Annotated in this window: 19 protein-coding genes; 15 read left to right on the forward strand and 4 right to left on the reverse strand. The window is 37.4% G+C overall.

The features are described 5' to 3' along the window. Positions 1–35 precede the first annotated feature (35 nt). The gene (locus A3Q34_RS11750) at positions 36–767 is read left to right on the forward strand and encodes a DUF6776 family protein (protein ID WP_070375536.1); all 732 of its coding nucleotides are present in this window, start codon (positions 36–38) and stop codon (positions 765–767) included. A 132-nt stretch (positions 768–899) separates the two neighbouring features. Further along, on the forward strand, positions 900–1,241 hold the full coding sequence (gene erpA, locus A3Q34_RS11755) for an iron-sulfur cluster insertion protein ErpA (protein WP_070375537.1): 342 nt from the start codon (positions 900–902) through the stop codon (positions 1,239–1,241). A gap of 43 nt (positions 1,242–1,284) precedes the next feature. Here erpA and A3Q34_RS11760 read toward each other — a convergent pair whose 3' ends face one another. Further along, positions 1,285–1,950: a hypothetical protein gene (locus tag A3Q34_RS11760; RefSeq protein WP_070375538.1), complete on the reverse strand. Its 666-nt coding sequence runs from the start codon at positions 1,948–1,950 to the stop codon at positions 1,285–1,287. A gap of 207 nt (positions 1,951–2,157) precedes the next feature. Between A3Q34_RS11760 and A3Q34_RS11765 the strand changes: the two genes are divergently transcribed. Both A3Q34_RS11765 and A3Q34_RS11770 read left to right on the forward strand, forming a co-directional pair. After that, positions 2,158–3,567: a M20/M25/M40 family metallo-hydrolase gene (locus tag A3Q34_RS11765; protein WP_197517585.1), complete on the forward strand. Its 1,410-nt coding sequence runs from the start codon at positions 2,158–2,160 to the stop codon at positions 3,565–3,567. Positions 3,568–4,199: 632 nt separating this feature from the next. Further along, positions 4,200–5,822: a methyl-accepting chemotaxis protein gene (locus A3Q34_RS11770; protein WP_070375539.1), complete on the forward strand. Its 1,623-nt coding sequence runs from the start codon at positions 4,200–4,202 to the stop codon at positions 5,820–5,822. 5 nt (positions 5,823–5,827) lie between these two features. Here A3Q34_RS11770 and A3Q34_RS11775 read toward each other — a convergent pair whose 3' ends face one another. Continuing rightward, the gene (locus A3Q34_RS11775; protein WP_070375540.1) at positions 5,828–6,046 is read right to left on the reverse strand and encodes a hypothetical protein; all 219 of its coding nucleotides are present in this window, start codon (positions 6,044–6,046) and stop codon (positions 5,828–5,830) included. Between the two features lie 208 nt (positions 6,047–6,254). Beyond that, positions 6,255–7,277, reverse strand: a complete 1,023-nt coding sequence (locus tag A3Q34_RS11780) for a DUF484 family protein (protein WP_070375541.1) — start codon at positions 7,275–7,277, stop codon at positions 6,255–6,257. 284 nt (positions 7,278–7,561) lie between these two features. Between A3Q34_RS11780 and A3Q34_RS11785 the strand changes: the two genes are divergently transcribed. The 7 genes from A3Q34_RS11785 (at position 7,562) to rplI (ending at position 13,446) form a co-directional block, all read left to right on the forward strand. Further along, positions 7,562–8,179 carry a tetratricopeptide repeat protein gene (locus tag A3Q34_RS11785; protein ID WP_070375542.1) on the forward strand — a complete coding sequence of 206 codons (618 nt, stop codon included), beginning with the start codon at positions 7,562–7,564 and terminating at the stop codon, positions 8,177–8,179. A gap of 283 nt (positions 8,180–8,462) precedes the next feature. Next, complete coding sequence (rnr, locus tag A3Q34_RS11790; protein ID WP_231907347.1) at positions 8,463–10,850, forward strand: ribonuclease R; 2,388 nt, start codon at positions 8,463–8,465, stop codon at positions 10,848–10,850. A 93-nt stretch (positions 10,851–10,943) separates the two neighbouring features. Continuing rightward, positions 10,944–11,696: a 23S rRNA (guanosine(2251)-2'-O)-methyltransferase RlmB gene (gene rlmB, locus A3Q34_RS11795; protein ID WP_070375544.1), complete on the forward strand. Its 753-nt coding sequence runs from the start codon at positions 10,944–10,946 to the stop codon at positions 11,694–11,696. 243 nt (positions 11,697–11,939) lie between these two features. Continuing rightward, positions 11,940–12,359 carry a 30S ribosomal protein S6 gene (gene rpsF / locus A3Q34_RS11800; protein WP_070375545.1) on the forward strand — a complete coding sequence of 140 codons (420 nt, stop codon included), beginning with the start codon at positions 11,940–11,942 and terminating at the stop codon, positions 12,357–12,359. Positions 12,360–12,366: 7 nt separating this feature from the next. Next, complete coding sequence (gene priB, locus A3Q34_RS11805; RefSeq protein WP_070375546.1) at positions 12,367–12,687, forward strand: primosomal replication protein N; 321 nt, start codon at positions 12,367–12,369, stop codon at positions 12,685–12,687. 58 nt (positions 12,688–12,745) lie between these two features. Next, positions 12,746–12,973: a 30S ribosomal protein S18 gene (rpsR, locus tag A3Q34_RS11810; protein ID WP_070375547.1), complete on the forward strand. Its 228-nt coding sequence runs from the start codon at positions 12,746–12,748 to the stop codon at positions 12,971–12,973. A gap of 20 nt (positions 12,974–12,993) precedes the next feature. Next, positions 12,994–13,446: a 50S ribosomal protein L9 gene (gene rplI, locus A3Q34_RS11815; RefSeq protein ID WP_070375548.1), complete on the forward strand. Its 453-nt coding sequence runs from the start codon at positions 12,994–12,996 to the stop codon at positions 13,444–13,446. A 138-nt stretch (positions 13,447–13,584) separates the two neighbouring features. On the opposite strand, the gene A3Q34_RS11820 is transcribed toward rplI, so the two are convergent. Then, positions 13,585–14,514 carry a 1-aminocyclopropane-1-carboxylate deaminase/D-cysteine desulfhydrase gene (locus A3Q34_RS11820; RefSeq protein ID WP_070375549.1) on the reverse strand — a complete coding sequence of 310 codons (930 nt, stop codon included), beginning with the start codon at positions 14,512–14,514 and terminating at the stop codon, positions 13,585–13,587. A 115-nt stretch (positions 14,515–14,629) separates the two neighbouring features. On the opposite strand from A3Q34_RS11820, the gene A3Q34_RS11825 reads away from it, so the two are divergent. The 4 genes from A3Q34_RS11825 to A3Q34_RS11840 are packed head-to-tail and all read left to right on the forward strand — an operon-like array spanning position 14,630 to position 17,153. Then, positions 14,630–15,535 (forward strand): hypothetical protein, encoded by a 906-nt coding sequence (locus A3Q34_RS11825; protein ID WP_070375550.1) that lies wholly within the window; start codon positions 14,630–14,632, stop codon positions 15,533–15,535. Beyond that, positions 15,535–16,140, forward strand: coding sequence for a PilN domain-containing protein (locus A3Q34_RS11830; protein WP_070375551.1), 606 nt, complete (start codon positions 15,535–15,537; stop codon positions 16,138–16,140). The genes A3Q34_RS11825 and A3Q34_RS11830 overlap by 1 nt, the downstream gene beginning before the upstream one ends. Next, complete coding sequence (locus A3Q34_RS11835; protein ID WP_070375552.1) at positions 16,133–16,819, forward strand: hypothetical protein; 687 nt, start codon at positions 16,133–16,135, stop codon at positions 16,817–16,819. Before A3Q34_RS11830 ends, A3Q34_RS11835 begins: the two co-directional genes overlap by 8 nt. Beyond that, entirely contained in the window at positions 16,812–17,153 is a 342-nt protein-coding gene (locus A3Q34_RS11840; RefSeq protein ID WP_070375553.1) for a hypothetical protein, read from the forward strand. Before A3Q34_RS11835 ends, A3Q34_RS11840 begins: the two co-directional genes overlap by 8 nt. Positions 17,154–17,164 lie beyond the last annotated feature (11 nt).

Below are 17,164 nucleotides of genomic sequence, written 5' to 3' on the forward strand. Positions count from 1 at the left end.
TTTATTAACTCGTTGGATATCATAATACTTTTCAAATGAATTGGTTAGCAAAAATAAATCTAAATACGGTTGTTGTGCGTTTAGGCGCATTCCGTTCCGCCCTTTTACTTCTTCTCGTGATTGTTATCTGTCTTTACAGTGGCTATCGTGTTGGGAATTTTTATCATGGTTATCAAGTTAAAACGTTAGCACAACAGCAAACGCGATTGAGTAAACTTTATGAAAAGAATGTTCAGCAAAATAGTCAGATTAATACCCTTGAAGTAGAGTTAGAAGTTGAACGTATGGCTAATCAGCACTCCCAGGAGCTTTTAAAAAGCATGGAGTCTGAGCATTATGAAGTAAAAAAAGAATTAGCTTTTTATGAAAAAGTGATGGCACCAGAAAAAACCGCTGATGGATTGGCTATTGATCGAATGATGATCCATCCAACAGCCAGTCCACATCATTTTCGTTTTCAAATTGTGTTAATGCAACAGCAAGTACGTAAGCGTTTTGCTAAAGGCTATGTCGATTTTACTTTATTGGGGAGCTTAGATAATAAGCCAAGCGAATTAAAGTTAAGTAATATATCGGTATCTACAAAGAAAGATTTATCATTTAGTTTTCAATATTTTCAAATTGTTGAAGGTGAGTTCACTCTTCCTGCAAAATTTTTACCCGAAAAATTAGCGTTAGCTGCTATTTTGCCAAAAAATAGATGGCAAAAATATCAACGGTTAGATGAAAGTTTTATTTGGGTAGACCTTTTGAAAAACACTCAATAGTCCGAAGTAATATAGACGCTTATTATTTACTTGCAATAAACCTTACTAAATGAGTAATACTTGACTAAATTAGTCAAGTTTAAGATAATACACGTGATACACTTCCGTAAACACCTTTGTAAGTAGAGCAATATGTCAACTCCCGAATTACCAATAAAATTTTCCGATGCCGCCGCAAATAAAGTCTTATCTTTGATCACAGAAGAAGAGAATCCGGAATTGAAATTACGTGTTTATGTAACAGGTGGTGGTTGCTCAGGATTTTCATATGGATTTACTTTTGATGAAAAAGTGAATGACGGTGACATGACTATTGTGAAAAAAGGCGTCACTATGGTTATTGATCCTATGAGTTTACAATATTTAGTTGACGGTGAAGTTGACTATATTGAAGGTTTAGAAGGTAGTAGATTTTTAGTACATAACCCAAACGCTTCATCAACCTGTGGTTGTGGATCTTCTTTCTCAATCTAATTTTCTTTAGTTACATTGCGATTAACAAAAAGCCAGCGAAATATCACTGGCTTTTTTGTGCTTTTTTTTCAGCTACGGCCATTCTTTTATTTAAGAAGTTTTTTAAATTAGGCATGCTATTACACCTGATACTGCCGCCAAGCAAGGTTGACATCGCATTTAGCGCACTATTAAATTTACTGCTATTACAATCGACTTCTTTAATTTTTGCTTTCGCTGGGGCTAACTGATCATACGTTGTGATGGATTGTGCAACGGTACTCTTATCGGTTAGGTATTTAGTTAAGCTGTCGTTTGCAGCGTTTTCACGGGCTTGGTTATCTAAACGTTGCTTAAGCTTATCCAGTGACGTTTGACTCATTTTTTTACTTGATGCTTTACTCTCCAACACGTTTTTATCAATTGGCTGTTTAGATAACTTTGTAGGCAGAGTCGTCCCATTGTTGGTTTTTTCTAACCATTCATGACTGGTTTTCTTTTCATCTGTTGGCATGGTTTCTTTAATGACTAGCGGTTCCTTGCTGGAAGTAAGCGTCGCTTTTTTCCTTGACCGTAAAGGAAAATATAGGCGAGCTTGAATAATAGGGTTAACCGAATCGTTATTTTTTACTGCGCTAAGTGGAACTGTTGATAACCCTTGTGTAAAAATGATCAGTACCGCTATATGCAAGATAATCGAGAAGGTTAGTCCTTTGCTTAATTTATTCAAATGTAATCCTCCTTGTTTACTTTATATTTAGCGCTGTAGTATTGAGCTATAAATCTTTTAAAAGTTCAGTATTCGCTTAATTAGGGCTCAATGGTTTTAATAAAGATAGTTTGCCACTTTTTTAAGGCGAACCTATTTGCATGTCGGCGCAAGATTCTTGATACTGAATTAATTCTACAATCAATAAAATCAATAAAAGGGAATATAATGCTTAAAGTGCCTTTTCAATCTGTAATAAAAACGCTTGTTTTCAGTAGTACTTTGTTAGCTTTATCAAGTTCAGCGGCAACACTGACTGAATCAGAAACTAAGCAACTGACACAATTAAAAAATACCGCTCTGCAATCTAATTTGTCCTATCAAGTTTTAGAATCTTTAACCACGGAAGTGGGGCATAGATTAATGGGTTCAGAAGGTGATAGAAAAGCCGTCATTTGGGCGCAAGCTAAAATGAATGCTTTAGGCTTTGATAAAGTGTGGACAGAAGAAGTCACGGGTACTTTTTGGCAACGTGGTGAAGCACAAGCGAAAATAATCTCGCCTTACCCTCATAAGGTTGTCGCCATTGCTCTTGGTGGCAGTATTGCTACCAGTGAAGAAGGACTGATTGGAGACGTTGCTCATTTTGAAACCTTAGCTGACTTAATCGCGGCACCAGATAATAGTTTAGATGGAAAAATTGCATTTGTTTCTTATCAAATGGAAGAGCATATCGACGGTAACGGTTATGGTCCAGCCGTAGGTACGCGTGTGGGTGGGGCAGTTGTAGCCGCTAAAAAAGGGGCGTCAGCATTAATTATGCGTTCTGTAGGTACAGACAATAACCGTATAGCCCATACTGGCATTATGCGTTATGAGGCTGGCGTGAAAAAAATTCCTGCGGCTGCGCTTTCAAATCCTGACGCAGACTTACTTGTTAATCAATTAAAGCGCAATAAACCGGTTAGCTTTTATCTAAAATTAACCAGCCATACTGATGCTAAAATAACAGCCGTTTCTGCCAATGTCATTGGTGAAATAACCGGTAGCGAATTTCCTGATGAAATTGTCTCAATTGGTGCCCACCTTGACAGCTGGGATGTCGGTACCGGTGCATTAGATGATGGTATGGGTGTTGCTATGATGCTTGCCTCTGCTCATCACATTGCTCAATTACCTATACGTCCAAAGCGTACTATCCGCGTCATTCTTTTTGCGGCTGAAGAAGTGGGTTTATTAGGTGCAAAAAAATATATGGAAGTCCATGAAAAAAATATGAATAATCATATCATTGGCGCCGAATGGGACTTTGGTGTTGGTAAAATTTATAAAATGACTTCGGGTGTTGGTAAAGAGTCATTAACGGCAATTAACGACCTTGCTAAGCATCTTGCGCCGTTAGGCGTTGAATTATCAAACGATAACAATGCACAAGCACAATCAGATATGAGTGTAATGAGCGCTGCGGGTATGCCAAGCATGAATTTTGCACCTGATGGCACCAAGTACTTTGATTATCACCATACAGAGAACGATACCTTGGACAAAGTGAACCCTGAAGACTTAAAGCAAGCAACAGCAGTTTATACTCTATTTGCTTATTTTTCAGCTCAATCAGGAATTAACTTTAGAAAATAATATAATGAGTCGTGAAAAATCAGGTGGATTTTTCACGACTCATTATTCATCACTTCGTAAATATAATCCCTTATTCTTTTTATTTAACTCACCGACACCTGATCTTCTAGTATTACAAGTATAAGAAACATTTATTGTTTTCTTGATTTTATTAGAACTATAAACTTAACTTTTAATAAATATACTCACTAATAGTTGACGGAAAAAGTTCTCCACGATAGTAAATGAATAGTACCTTCACTGTGCCTATTTTCAGTCTTATTAAAAAAGGTGAATTAATCTTTGGTGTTTACTCACGTTAATGCTGGTACAGTAATAGGTGGCTACAGCCATTTATCATGAAATTACTAAAAACGTATCCAGCTAATCATCTTATGATTTATAATAAGTTGAACTTAGCCTAGCGACTGAATAAAAACAGACTTTCTTGTGGAGTTTATGCTTGATAAGCACTTCTAGCAGATTTAGAGCATTGTGTAGAACGGAGTCTAGTCATTGAGTTTCATTTAAGCTCAACTTAAGAAAATGCTAATGTAAAAGTAGTTAAAAATTTTTGAAGGCCCCAAGGGCTTATTATTTGAGTATTTTAACAATGTACGGTGCATCGTACGCCATTTACGATTAGGATAAATATGAAGTTTTTTAAAGAATTACCTATATTTCATAAAATATTAGCAATACTAGCGATTGCAATTTTGAGCTTTGTTATTAATTTACTTATTAACATTACTGCCATCTCTAAAAACCAAATTTTATTACAAAAAATTCAAAATACTACGATTCATTTGGTTAACTTAACCAGTGAAAATGTCAGTACTTGGCAACGTGTAGATGAACTCTACAACCAGAGTGTCTCTTTTGGTGATGAAGAGTTAGTTGATCAAGCTAGTCAGTTAGTTACGGTGTTAACCGGTAATTTAACGCGTATTGATTCACTTGAACCCTCATTTTCGGATACTTCTACTCTAGTCTCATTAAGCAACGAGTATAATGACATCGCGCGAAATATTTCAGTAGGATTTATCAAGGAAGAAATCGATTTTCAATTGGCCTCAACAAAGACCAGTATTGATAATAAAGCAGATATTTACCAAAAGGTTACTGACCGCTTAGCCCAGGAAAAAGAAAAGGCGGCTAAAGTATTTAATACCTTGGTTGAAGAAACAGTGGCTAACTCTAGTGACTCAAGAGATTTAAGTATTTTAGTGGGTATTTTACTTTTGGTTATGATGTCACTATTGAGTATCGTCATCGCACGTTCAATTAGTCATTCAGTATTAAATATAGATGCTTCTTTAAAAGAACTGGCAGAAGGTGATGGTGATTTAACCAACCAGATTGAAGTCATGAGTCAGGATGAATTAGGCAGTGTTGTTAAGAACTTTAATGCTTTTACTCAATTGCTAAGAGGTATTGTTTCAGATGTCATTGATGTTGTGCCACCCCTTACCAAAAGTGCTGAACAATTGGCTGAAAAGGTACGTGATGTTGATGCTAATGTACAAAGCCAAGCAGAAGTGGCTGAAATAACAAAACAATCTATGGTTGAAATGCAATTTAGTGTTACTGATATTGCTAAGTCTGCCGCAGAAGCCGCAAATGCTGCAGGTTCTGGAGAAGCAGAAGTTAATCGAGGCATGGAGAATGTTCAGCGTTCTTTACTTATCTCAGGTGAATTAGTCCATGAAATTGGTAATGCAGCGGATGTGGTTGATAGGCTCGCTAAAGACTCGCAGAACATGAATAAAATTCTTGATGTTATTAATGGAATCGCCGAACAGACAAATTTATTAGCGTTAAATGCTGCAATTGAAGCGGCTCGAGCGGGCGAGCAAGGCCGAGGCTTTGCTGTCGTTGCTGATGAAGTTAGAAGTTTAGCTTCAAGAACAGCGTTATCGACTACTGAGATTCGTGGTTTACTAGATAAGCTCATTTCAGCGGCTGACCAATCGGTAAGTACCATGGGATTAGCGCGAGAAAAAGCAAATACCAATGAGGAAATATCACTTGCAGTTGATAAATCTTTAACAAATATAAAAGAACAAATCGGTCATATCAGTTCAATGAACAGCCAAATTGCTACAGCAACAGAAGAACAATCTTGCGTTGCTGAGACCGTTGTTAATAATATAGAGCAGATGTATAACAGTTTTGGAGCGACTCAAACGGCGATCGAAGAGATTGGTAATGTGGCTCATTTAGTTGATAAAAATGCCATTCAATTACAGAAGGCAACATCGAAGTTTAAGGTTTAAGACCTTTACCCTTCCACTAAAAGAAATTCGATGATTTTGTTCATATCTAGATCAAAATCATCGGTTCTTACTCCTTGAACAATAAAGTCTTCATTGTTGGATAAATTTATATCTTCAGCCATTTCGTAACGACCATCGAGAGAATTATAGAATGAACGTACATTAGGATTGATTGGGTCGCCGTCATTTCTGCTTTCGACAATAGCCCGTTTATTGGAACCCAATTCGACTAATGAGCCAACAGGATAAATAAGTCGACTAAACGTTGATCTAAATGCTCTTTTTGCGCCAAACTTCGTAAAATACTAAATGCTTTTATATGGCCAGGGGGGGTTAAGCTGTAAAAGCCTCGTGATTTAGCGATATCAACCACATAATACCTTTTTAATAATCCTGAAATTTAAATTTCAACAATCATAAATAATCTATTCGTTAAACTAACAGCTGTTTTCTATTATTCTTTAGTTGATATAAATGGGTATCAGCTTCTTTTAGCAGTTCGTCCATCGAACGTTTACCATCACTTGCTGCTACCCCGCAGGTTATTGTAACGGGTAAAACTGCTTGTTGGTCACGCATAGGGTTTTTGATAAAAAACTCGCTTAAACGTTTTGCTGCTAGTTCTGCTTCTTGGTGCTTTTGGCTTGCCAATACTACAACAAATTCATCACCTGCGAAACGAAAACAGCGGTCATTTTCTCTTATTAATCCTTGTAAATTTTTCGCTATATAAGCCAGTACTCTATCACCACAATCATGACCGTATCGGTCATTAACTTGTTTGAAATCATCACAATCAACAAATAATAGTGAAAAGGGAACACCATACCTTTGCTGTCGTACTAACTCCTCGGCAATAAAATTTTCCATTAAACGACGGTTGGCAACACCGGTTAAGCGATCATAATGTGCCATGTATTCAAGTTGCTCTCGAATGAGCACATTGGATAAGCACAAACTTACTTTAGTAGCGAGTTGCTCTAAATGAAAGGTGCCAAGTATATTACTAAAGCGACTTTTATCTCTATCAGAAAACAATAGGCTACCAAAAAGTTGCCCTTCTAGTATTAAGGGAATAAGCGCAATAGATTGTGCTTCTATGAGTAATTCAGTAGGTATAACAGCAGGTAAATTATCTAAATCATTCGTTAGAAAAGGTTTACTGTCATGATGAAAAGCTTTTAACTGTTCTAAAGATATTTTGTTACTATGTCGCTGTTGCCAATTTGATTGCAATTGTTCGTTGAATAAATAGCTAATCGGTGTCGGTTCAACCAAAAGTAAAGTAATTGAAGTGATATCAAATTTTTGTTGTATTGAGTTCAACAAACATTGGATAAGTTCTTCACAAGATTTACTTTCAAGTACTTCTTTTTCTATTTCAAATAGCTTTAGTGCAATGTTTTCATTAGCTTTTGAGTTGGCGATTAGTTGCTCAATTTCTAATTCTGACATAATCATTTCTTGTTTTATGAAACCGTTTTAATTGTGTTCTTTTCAGAGCTATTGTGCAAGGGCTTAGTCAGATCCCCTTTGTTAATCGCGATATTGACTAAAACATTACTTTTAAACACTAAGGTAGTTAAGATAATGGTATTAATATTGCTTAACCTTTAATAGTTAATAAAAGAGGCTGTTGGCAACAAAAAAATGTCAGTCTTTATTACTTAACCTTTTTTATGTTCAGCCGATAATAAGTTAATGCTTATATATTTATTTGAATTTTTGGATTGTCATTTATGCGATTTTTATTAGTAATTTTAGCGTTGTTATTTTTTATAAGTAATACCAGCTATGGTCAAAAACTTGAAGCAGTGCAAATTTATACAGATAACCAGCTGTTGGGTTTGATTAAAGAGAATAAACATTTAGGGCAAGTTGTGCTCGACGAATGTCAGCTTGTACAAGACATTGAAGCACGAGCCACTAAATCAGAATACCCTTCGTACCAATTTCTTTGGGGGGATATGCTAGCGTATGGTGTCTGTGTTAAAAAAGATGTACCGCTTGGACTTCACTTTATGAAAAATGCTGCAGACCAAGCTTTGCCTGAGGCACTTGAACAACTGGGGCGTTACTACCATACCGGTAAATTTATGCAGGTTGATGTAGAAAAAGCAATGTTTTATCTCAAAGAAGCCGCAGCAGTAAATAATTTAAAAGCACAAATCCGTTTAGCCGATATTTATGCACAAGGCTATGGTAGTCCATTAGACTACCCAGAGTTATATACACAACTTCATCACTCGGTTACCGATGATAAAAAAATTCATCAGCAAATTGCCAAAATATTATCAGTGTTGGCAGATAAAATGCCAGAGCATGTTGTTAATTCAGCCAAAGAAGGTAAATTTTAAGCTGTTTTTAATGCGATAACATTTTTATCGCATTAATCGCTTTAGCTCATCAATCCCATGATTAACAGGGGTCTAAACGACTTTGTTGCGTTATTAAATTTTAAAACAGCATCATCATTCGATAAAATTAATGTCTATAGACATCGTTTTTAATTACCACTGAAAACCAACGCTTTGATCGGTAACGGGTATAGGTATATAATTGCTGCATTAACACATTAATCGAGTTTATCCCCTGAAAGATCCTCATCAAAAACGCGAAGCACAAAAATACGACAATCCAGTGGCGAGTCGAGAATTACTATTATCAGTAATAGAAAACTCTGCTGTGCCACTTAATTTTAAAGCGATATGCAAAGCTTTGAATTATCATGATGAAACGCATCATGTTGGCGTAAAACGACGTTTGCGTGCTATGGAAAATGCAGGTCAGCTTGTTTTTAATAAACTTAAGCAATATGTCATTCCTGCCAAAAATAGTTTGATCACGGGTAAAGTTACCGGTCATCGTGATGGTTTTGGCTTTTTTATACCTGACATTGCTAAAGGTGAGAAGCCAGGCAAAGATTTTTATATTTCATCTCACGAAATGCAACGGGTATTCCATGGTGATATTGTTAGCGCTATTTTAGTGGATCGTACCGATCGCAAAGGCCGACAAGAAATTAAAATAATTGAAGTCATCGAACCGCGTAAAGCCGGTATTGTTGGCCGCTTCTATGTTGAACATGGTATCGCTTATATTGTTCCAGACGATGCGCGTATTAAACAAGATATTCTGATTGAACCCGAAAGCAAGCTTGGTGCACGTCACGGACAAATGGTGGTGGTCAATGTTTTGCATCGTCCATCAAAACGCAATAATGCCGTAGGTGAAGTGATTGAAGTCTTAGGTGATCATTTAGCACCAGGCATGGAAATTGACATTGCTCTACGTGAGCATGACTTACCACACGAATGGTCGGCTAGCGTTATTGAAGAAGTTGCAACAATAGCAGACGAAGTCGAAGACGAAGCAAAAATTTCACGAGTTGACTTACGTGACTTACCGCTAGTCACTATAGATGGCGAAGACGCTAGAGATTTTGATGATGCTGTTTACTGTCAGCCTGAAGAATCGGGTGGCTGGCGTTTATGGGTGGCTATAGCCGACGTAAGTTACTACGTACGTAATGGTACAGCGCTTGATGATGAAGCTATATCTCGTGGTAATTCGGTCTATTTTCCGAGCCAAGTTATTCCTATGTTACCGGAAAAACTATCTAACGGCTTATGTTCATTAAACCCTGATGTTGACCGTTTATGTATGGTTTGTGAAATGACTATCAGTGCGTCAGGTGAGTTGTCGGGTAGTAAGTTCTACTCAGCGGTTATGCGCTCACATGCTCGCTTTACTTATAGCAAAGTCGCAGCAATTCTATCGGGTGAAGACGCAACCGAAAAGGCAGCGTTGCGCGAACAATATCAGCCATTAGTCGGCGATTTAGAAAATTTATATCAAATGTATTTAGCATTAAAGACCTCGCGAACTAATCGTGGTGCCATTGCTTTTGAAACCTCCGAGTCTCTATTTTTGTTTAATAGTGATCGTAAAATAGAATCGATTGTGCCGCTTATTCGTAACGATGCGCATAAAATCATTGAAGAATGTATGGTTTTAGCGAATGTGGCAACGGCAAAATTTGTAGAAAAACACCAAATGCCCGGTTTATTCCGTGTCCATGACAAACCGAGTGAAGATAAGTATAAAAACTTTGTCAGTTATTTAACTGAACTCGGCATATCCTTGCCAACGCGAGAGCAACCTGAACCTGCTGATTACGCTAATATTTTAAACCATGTTCAAGGTCGTCCAGATCAAGAGTTGATCCAAACCATGTTGCTGCGCTCTATGCGCCAAGCCGTTTATCAAAGTGAAAATTTAGGACATTTTGGTTTAGCGCTCGAGTCTTATAGTCATTTCACTTCGCCAATTCGTCGTTATCCAGATTTGGTCATTCATCGAGTGATTAAAGCGATTCTGGCAAAACAAGCACAAAGCGCTAACGAAAGTAATGAAGCTAACGCCGGATTTTACCAATATTCACCTGAAGAAGTTATTGAACTAGGAGAGCATTGTTCAATGACCGAACGTCGGGCTGATGATGCGACTCGTGATGTTGCTGATTGGTTGAAATGTGAATTTATGCAAGATCACGTTGGTGATACTTTTACCGGTGTTATTTCAACCGTGACTAATTTTGGTCTATTTGTACGCTTAACCGATTTACATATTGAAGGCTTAATTCATATAACTTCTTTAGGGCATGACTATTATCACTTTGATGATGTTCGCATGTGTTTGAGTGGTGAACGTTCGGGCACTAAATATCGTATTGGCGATGTCTTAGAAGTTAATGTTGCCGCAGTAAACTTGGATGAGAAAAAAATAGATCTCGTTTTGTCGGGTGAACAAGCGCCCAAAAGTAGTGGTAAACCTGAAGGTAAATCGAAAGCTAAAAGTACAGGGCTGAGAAAAAACGCCGATCAGGGCTTTAATAGGCCCAAGGGAACTAGCGACAAAGGGGCGCCTAAAAAGCCAAAAGACAAGAAAACAGAAAAATCAAAAGCTAAAAAGCGTACCGCACGAAAAAAACGTCCAGGTAAAAATGCTCGTAAAACGGCTGAGTAATATCGGTTAAAAAGTCGTAACGATTAACGTTCGGCCGATACGCAATGAAGCTCGATATAGAGTAATTAAAGAAGAAGTTGAAAAGAGAATAACATGGCAAAACAAGACGAATTAGTATTTGGCATTCATGCTGTTAATGAATTAATTAAACGTGCTCCAGAACGCTTTATTGAGCTTTTTTTACTGAAAGGTCGTGAAGATGAGCGGTTAATGACGATCATTAATTTATCAAAAAAGTATGACATATCGACCCAGCTTGTTAGCCGTAAGGTCCTTGATGAAAAAAGTGATGGCGAACAACATCAAGGCGTCTTAGCACGTATTACTCAAGGCAAAACGTACACCGAAAATGATCTCGTTGATATTCTTGCCCAAGCCAAACAAAAAGATGAAACACCCTTTTTATTAATTCTTGATGGTGTCACCGATCCTCATAATCTTGGTGCGTGTCTTAGAAATGCAGATGCGGCTGGTGTACAGGCTATTATTGTTCCAAAAGATAATGCGGCCCGCCTAACAGCAACAGTGCGTAAGGTTGCTGTTGGTGCAGCTGAAACTGTGCCATTGGTACAAGTGACAAATTTAGTACGTACGATGAAACAGTTGCAAGACAATGGTGTTTGGATTATTGGTACAGCAGGAGAAACAGATCATTGTTTGTACGATGAGAAATTAGCTGGCCCAATGGCATTAGTGATGGGCGCAGAAGGCAAAGGTATGCGTCGATTAACTCGTGAAAACTGTGATCAATTAGTGAAATTACCTATGGCTGGCAGTGTTTCAAGTTTAAATGTTTCTGTTGCTACCGGCATTTGTTTGTTTGAAATAGTACGCCAACGCCGTTAATGCTTACCTACATTAATGCTAGTTAAGTTGCTCCACAGCTTTAAACCTCAATAAAATCATCAAAGAAGTCATTTTCTTGGTGATTTTTTTGTTTATTGCCCTGTATCCTTATATTTATCTTGCCTTCGCTGCTTATATTTACTACACTTCGCGACCTTAATTCAGCCCGAACTTTTTGTTCCTTGCCTCTTTCTGGTGTTTGGCTGAGCCAGCTAATGAGGCTACAACCGTAAGGAGCTCGTAATGCGTCATTACGAAATCGTATTTATGGTTCACCCTGATCAGAGTGAACAAGTACCTGGCATGATCCAGCGCTATACAGACTTGATCAATGCTGCTGAAGGCAAAGTCCACCGTCTTGAAGACTGGGGCCGTCGCCAATTAGCATACCCAATCAATAAATTGCACAAAGCACACTATGTTTTATTAAACATTGAAGCGCCACAAGCAGTTATTGATGAGCTTGAAACAGCTTTCCGTTACAATGATGTTGTTATTCGTAACATGATCATGCGTACTAAAGACGCAGTAACAGAAGCGTCAGCAATGGCTGCTGCTAAAGAAGAACGTCGCGACGATCGCCGCGAAGTTAAGAAAGATGCTCCAGCTGTTACAGAAGCACCAGTTGCTACTGAAACTACAGAAGAAGCTGCGAGCGAATAAGTAACTCGTGACAAACTCTCTTTATGAGAATTGCCTTGTGTTGGTAGGTGAAGTGGTAAAACCACCGAAAAAATCAACAAGCCCTGCAGGTATTCAGCATTGTCAGTTTTCAATGGACCATAAGTCCATACAAAATGAAGCTGGCATGAACCGACAAGCATTTGTCCGGATACAGGTTGTCGCAACAGGTGAGCTGTCACAAAACTTAACTCGTGATTTAATTGCGGGCAGTAAGCTCAAAGTGACTGGTTTTATAAACCGTCATGAATCAAGAAATGGTAACCCACTTCTTGTCTTACATGCTCAACATATTGAAATGATTAATTAAGGTGGTTTTTTTGGTTGGTTAATCTACCCAATAAAGACACCATATTTAGGAGAAATCCATGTCTCGTTTTTTTAGACGTCGTAAGTTCTGCCGCTTCACAGCGGAAGGTGCTACCTCTATCGATTATAAAGATATTGCTACACTGAAAAACTATATCACTGAAAGTGGTAAAATCGTTCCTAGCCGTATTACTGGTACTGCCGCTAAATATCAACGTCAACTTGGTCGTGCGATCAAGCGTGCTCGTTACTTAGCTTTATTACCATATACTGATTTACATAAGTAACCTAAAAAGGGGTTTTGAAAATGGAAGTAATACTTCTTGATAAAATCGCCAAATTAGGCGGCCTTGGTGACAAGGTATCAGTTAAATCTGGTTATGCACGTAACTTCTTATTACCGCAAGGTAAAGCAGTTTTTGCATCTGAAGCTAACGTTGAACATTTTGAAGCACGTCGTGCTGAAATTGAAACAGCATTAGCAGCAACTTTAAAAGCTGCTGAAGCTAAAGCTGTTAAAATCGTTGAATTGGCTGAAATCACTATCGCATCATCTGCGGGTGAAGAAGGTAAATTATTCGGTTCTATCGGTACTAAAGATATTGCTGATGCAATTACTGAAGCAGGCGTTGAAGTAGCGAAAGCTCAAGTACGTATGCCTTTAGGTACAATCCGTGAAACGGGTGAATTCGAAATCGCAATTCACTTACACAACGATGTTGATACTAACATTAAAGTTGTTGTTATCGCTGAAGCTTAATTTAGTTCGCTAAATTACGTTGATAAAATACCGCTATTTTTTTAAGAATAGCGGTATTTTTTTGTCTATTGTTTCCGATAGTATAAATATTTTTACCTGAAAATTATCACTGTAAAATAATTCCCCTCTAAAATATCATCAAAAAGTAGGCATACTCCAGTCGTTAGCACTAAGTAAACCTCGTTCGATTAAACCGCCAATACCTTGTAATCCACCAGTATGTAATAAGACCAGGCGATGTCCTTTAGGAAAATACTGCTGATCTATTAAGTCTAATAACGCTAAAATCATTTTTCCTGAATATACGGGTTCAAAAATTAAACCTGTTTGTTGGCTGAAGCTTAATATTTTTTCCGCATCTTCTTTATTAAATTTAGCATAACCGCCGCGATGAAATTCTGGCATTATTTGCCAATTATTGAAATGTAGATTATCACCGAGCAGGCTATTTACTTGTTCTGTTAAGTAACCGTCTTGCTTTAATACAGCAATCCCTAAAAGATTATGCTGATTATTATCTGCTTTTATAAGTCCGGCTAATGTACCACCACTACCCACAGGCGTTACTAAAGTATCAAATTCACATTGTTGATTTAATTCAGTTATTACTTCGCCAACGCCAGCTAATGCTAAGGTGTTACTGCCGCCTTCAGGCACTATTAAATAGTCAGGGTATGTGAGTTGTAATTGAGCTAAGTACTCCTTGTTTTCACGAAGTCGATAGGATTTTCTGTCAACAAAGTGCAGTTTCATACCCCATCGTTGCGCCATCGAGAGGGTGAAGTTACTCGCATATTCCTTTTCACCCCGAATAATACCAATGCTTTTTAACCCCTGCTGATGGCAAGCAAAGGCGAGGGCGTGAATATGATTAGAAAAACTGCCACCAAAACTTATCACACCGATATAGTTATGTGCTTGCGCGTGGCGTAAGTTAAATTTTAATTTACGCCATTTGTTGCCAGATATTATCGGATGAATAACGTCGTCTCGTTTGATCGAAACAGAGAGTTGATGCCTCTCAAATAAAGGGTGGGTGACTTTCTGTAAAGGAGATTCTGTTTTCATAAAAGGTAATGTTATTCTTTACTTAAATATAACTACTCGATAAAAAACTTGCGCCTTTAATGGAATAGGGGATAATGATTTATAGACATCTGACTATAAATAATAATATTGATAAATGTCACTTATTAAAAAATTAAATAATATTTTCTCCAAAGTTGAGTCCAAAGACTTGTTAGGTGTAAGTTTACATCAGCATTCTTTTGCCTTTTTTTTCTGTCCAGAACAGGGGGAATCTCAGTTTCAACAAATTAACTCGTCATTGGCAGAACATCCCCAACAGATTAAAATTCAAAAAGAAAAGTATCAATTGCAAGGGCAATGTCATCTCGTGCTGGCTTCATCACAAACCCAAATATTGCAAGTCGACAAACCCAATATTCCTGATAATGAATTAAACGCCGCTTTAAAATGGCAGATTAAAGATCTCGTTAACCATTCTCCAGAAGATATGGTACTCGATTATTTTGACGGTCCAACACTTTCTGGCGGCAATGAAAAAATAAATGTTGTTTGTGCTTCCAAAAAAGAATTATTAACCTTGATTGGTCCACTTAATCAAGATGGGCTAATATTGAAGTCTATTACTACCGAAGAATTCGCCTTTGCCAGTTTACTGCCAGTGAAAGATGATGCCTGTTTAATGGTATGTCAGCAACCTAACGAAGAAATAATTTTATTGATCGTTAAGCAAGGCAAAGTATTCTTCTCTCGTCGTTTACGTGGCTTTGCTCAAATTGCAACCAAAACAGAAGAAGAGTTATCATTTGGTATTGTTGATAATTTAAACCTTGAAATTCAACGCTCAACTGATTATTTTGAACGTCAATTAAAACAAGCACCTATACGCAGTATTGAAGTGATTGTGCCGATGGCTAATGAGGCGTTGCTTGCACGTAAATTGGCTGAAAATACCAATGTTGCTGTGAACTTATTCACCATGCCTGAAGGTTTTGACCATGCACGAGAGTTTGCGGTAAGCTTAGGAGCAACAAAATTGAATAATATGGAGCCAATAAACTAATGGCAAAAAATTCAATTAATTTACTACAACAAGACTTATTGCCTAAACAAGTGCTGGTGACTTTACCCCGCGTTGTTATGCTTTGGTCTTTAGCTCTCGTCTTTATGTTGTCTTGGATTTTTTTAAACCATTATCAAGTAACTGAATTGACGGCTAAGTACGTAGCGCTTTCTCAAATCAAAACTAATCAAGATAACCAACTTGCTCAACTAGAAGGTAAGCTCAAAGCGAACAGGGCAGACGTCACAGTGCTTGAAGAACTAGCAATGTTAAAAATTGTTTTGAAAAATAAAAGTGTGCTATTGAATGAATTAACTGACCGCACTCATACTTCGGTGGCAGGCTTTGCCTCATCGATGACAGAACTGTCTTTAATGCATCATAAAGACATTAGTTTGCAGCATGTTAATATTACTTATCAAGATTTAACCTTTTCTGGTGTGGCGCGAACGCCAGAAGCCGTACCCGCATGGTTAGCTAAATTTGAAACATCAAAGTTTTTATCAGGTAAATCATTTATTAATTTTTCTCTTAACGAAAATGAGCAAAAGCATACCGAATTTTTAGTTAGTTCTAAATCAAAGACCGGAGGCGCCGATGAATAAACAATGGCAAGCGTATAGTGAAAAATATTTAACTATTACTCCTCGTGAGCAATATATGGTGTTATTAACTGGGTTAGTTGCCATTATATTTATTATGCATAACTTCTTTATTGATGATAACGCGCTAAAGATTGTTAAGCTTGAAAAGCAAGTTATACAAGTGAACAACGACAATCGAACAGCTAAAGCTTCTATATTAATTTTTGAAGAAGGCTTGTCAAAAGATCCTAACGAATCATTAAATAAGCAAATTTCACAATATAAAGATAAATTAAATAAGGTTGACGTAAATTTATTAAAACTTACCTCAGACTTAATAGACCCTGTTCAAATGCGTTACGCGTTAATGCAGTTATTAAAAACCCAGAAAGGTGTTTCTCTACAATCATTTCAAGTTATTGCTGCGCAGCCGATGAACATCGCTAGTACAACCGATGAAGAGACTAAAGCGGTTGTCGTTAACTCTGACCAGCCAGCATTGATACTTTATCGTCATGCGATAAAAATTAAACTCAGCGGTAGTTACTTTCAATTACGTGACTACTTAACACAGCTGGAAGCATTATCTTGGAAGTTTTTTTGGCAAGAGTTTACTTACCAACTAAAAGAATACCCAGTGAGTGAGTTAGAAATAGAAATGTACAGCTTAAGTACTAAGCGGGAGTTTATAGGTGTTTAAAATCTTAACTTTCAACAGTATTTTTTTTATAACTTTGCTGACTTCTATTGTGGTTGACGCCCAAGATGTTGACCCAACTAAACCGCTTTCAGGTACTAATTTCTCGTCAATGAGTAAAGCTCAAACGACACCGAAAGCAGAATTAATATTAGAAAGTATTATTCATGGTGTAGAAGTACACACTGCTGTTATTAATGGCCAAGTGTTAAAAATAGGTGATTTTATTCGCCAGTATGAATTAGTAGCTGTGAACAATACCAGCGTGGTCTTACGTTCAGCAGAAAAACGCTTAAAGCTCAGTGTTTTTTCTAGTGTCGTGGTGAAATCAAAATGAAAAGATATGAT

The sequence above is a fragment of the Colwellia sp. PAMC 20917 genome (assembly GCF_001767295.1).
GTDB lineage: Bacteria > Pseudomonadota > Gammaproteobacteria > Enterobacterales > Alteromonadaceae > Colwellia_A.

What these genes read in the sequence shown, in the direction of transcription:
- A3Q34_RS11785 (WP_070375542.1), top strand. Translation starts at nt 7,562, where the DNA reads ATGCGATTTTTATTAGTAATTTTAGCGTTGTTATTTTTTATAAGTAAT.
- A3Q34_RS11780 (WP_070375541.1), bottom strand. Translation starts at nt 7,277, where the DNA reads ATGTCAGAATTAGAAATTGAGCAACTAATCGCCAACTCAAAAGCTAAT.
- A3Q34_RS11765 (WP_197517585.1), top strand. Translation starts at nt 2,158, where the DNA reads ATGCTTAAAGTGCCTTTTCAATCTGTAATAAAAACGCTTGTTTTCAGT.
- rpsF (WP_070375545.1), top strand. Translation starts at nt 11,940, where the DNA reads ATGCGTCATTACGAAATCGTATTTATGGTTCACCCTGATCAGAGTGAA.
- erpA (WP_070375537.1), top strand. Translation starts at nt 900, where the DNA reads ATGTCAACTCCCGAATTACCAATAAAATTTTCCGATGCCGCCGCAAAT.
- A3Q34_RS11835 (WP_070375552.1), top strand. Translation starts at nt 16,133, where the DNA reads ATGAATAAACAATGGCAAGCGTATAGTGAAAAATATTTAACTATTACT.
- A3Q34_RS11750 (WP_070375536.1), top strand. Translation starts at nt 36, where the DNA reads ATGAATTGGTTAGCAAAAATAAATCTAAATACGGTTGTTGTGCGTTTA.
- rpsR (WP_070375547.1), top strand. Translation starts at nt 12,746, where the DNA reads ATGTCTCGTTTTTTTAGACGTCGTAAGTTCTGCCGCTTCACAGCGGAA.
- A3Q34_RS11820 (WP_070375549.1), bottom strand. Translation starts at nt 14,514, where the DNA reads ATGAAAACAGAATCTCCTTTACAGAAAGTCACCCACCCTTTATTTGAG.
- A3Q34_RS11830 (WP_070375551.1), top strand. Translation starts at nt 15,535, where the DNA reads ATGGCAAAAAATTCAATTAATTTACTACAACAAGACTTATTGCCTAAA.
- rlmB (WP_070375544.1), top strand. Translation starts at nt 10,944, where the DNA reads ATGGCAAAACAAGACGAATTAGTATTTGGCATTCATGCTGTTAATGAA.
- A3Q34_RS11770 (WP_070375539.1), top strand. Translation starts at nt 4,200, where the DNA reads ATGAAGTTTTTTAAAGAATTACCTATATTTCATAAAATATTAGCAATA.
- A3Q34_RS11825 (WP_070375550.1), top strand. Translation starts at nt 14,630, where the DNA reads ATGTCACTTATTAAAAAATTAAATAATATTTTCTCCAAAGTTGAGTCC.
- rplI (WP_070375548.1), top strand. Translation starts at nt 12,994, where the DNA reads ATGGAAGTAATACTTCTTGATAAAATCGCCAAATTAGGCGGCCTTGGT.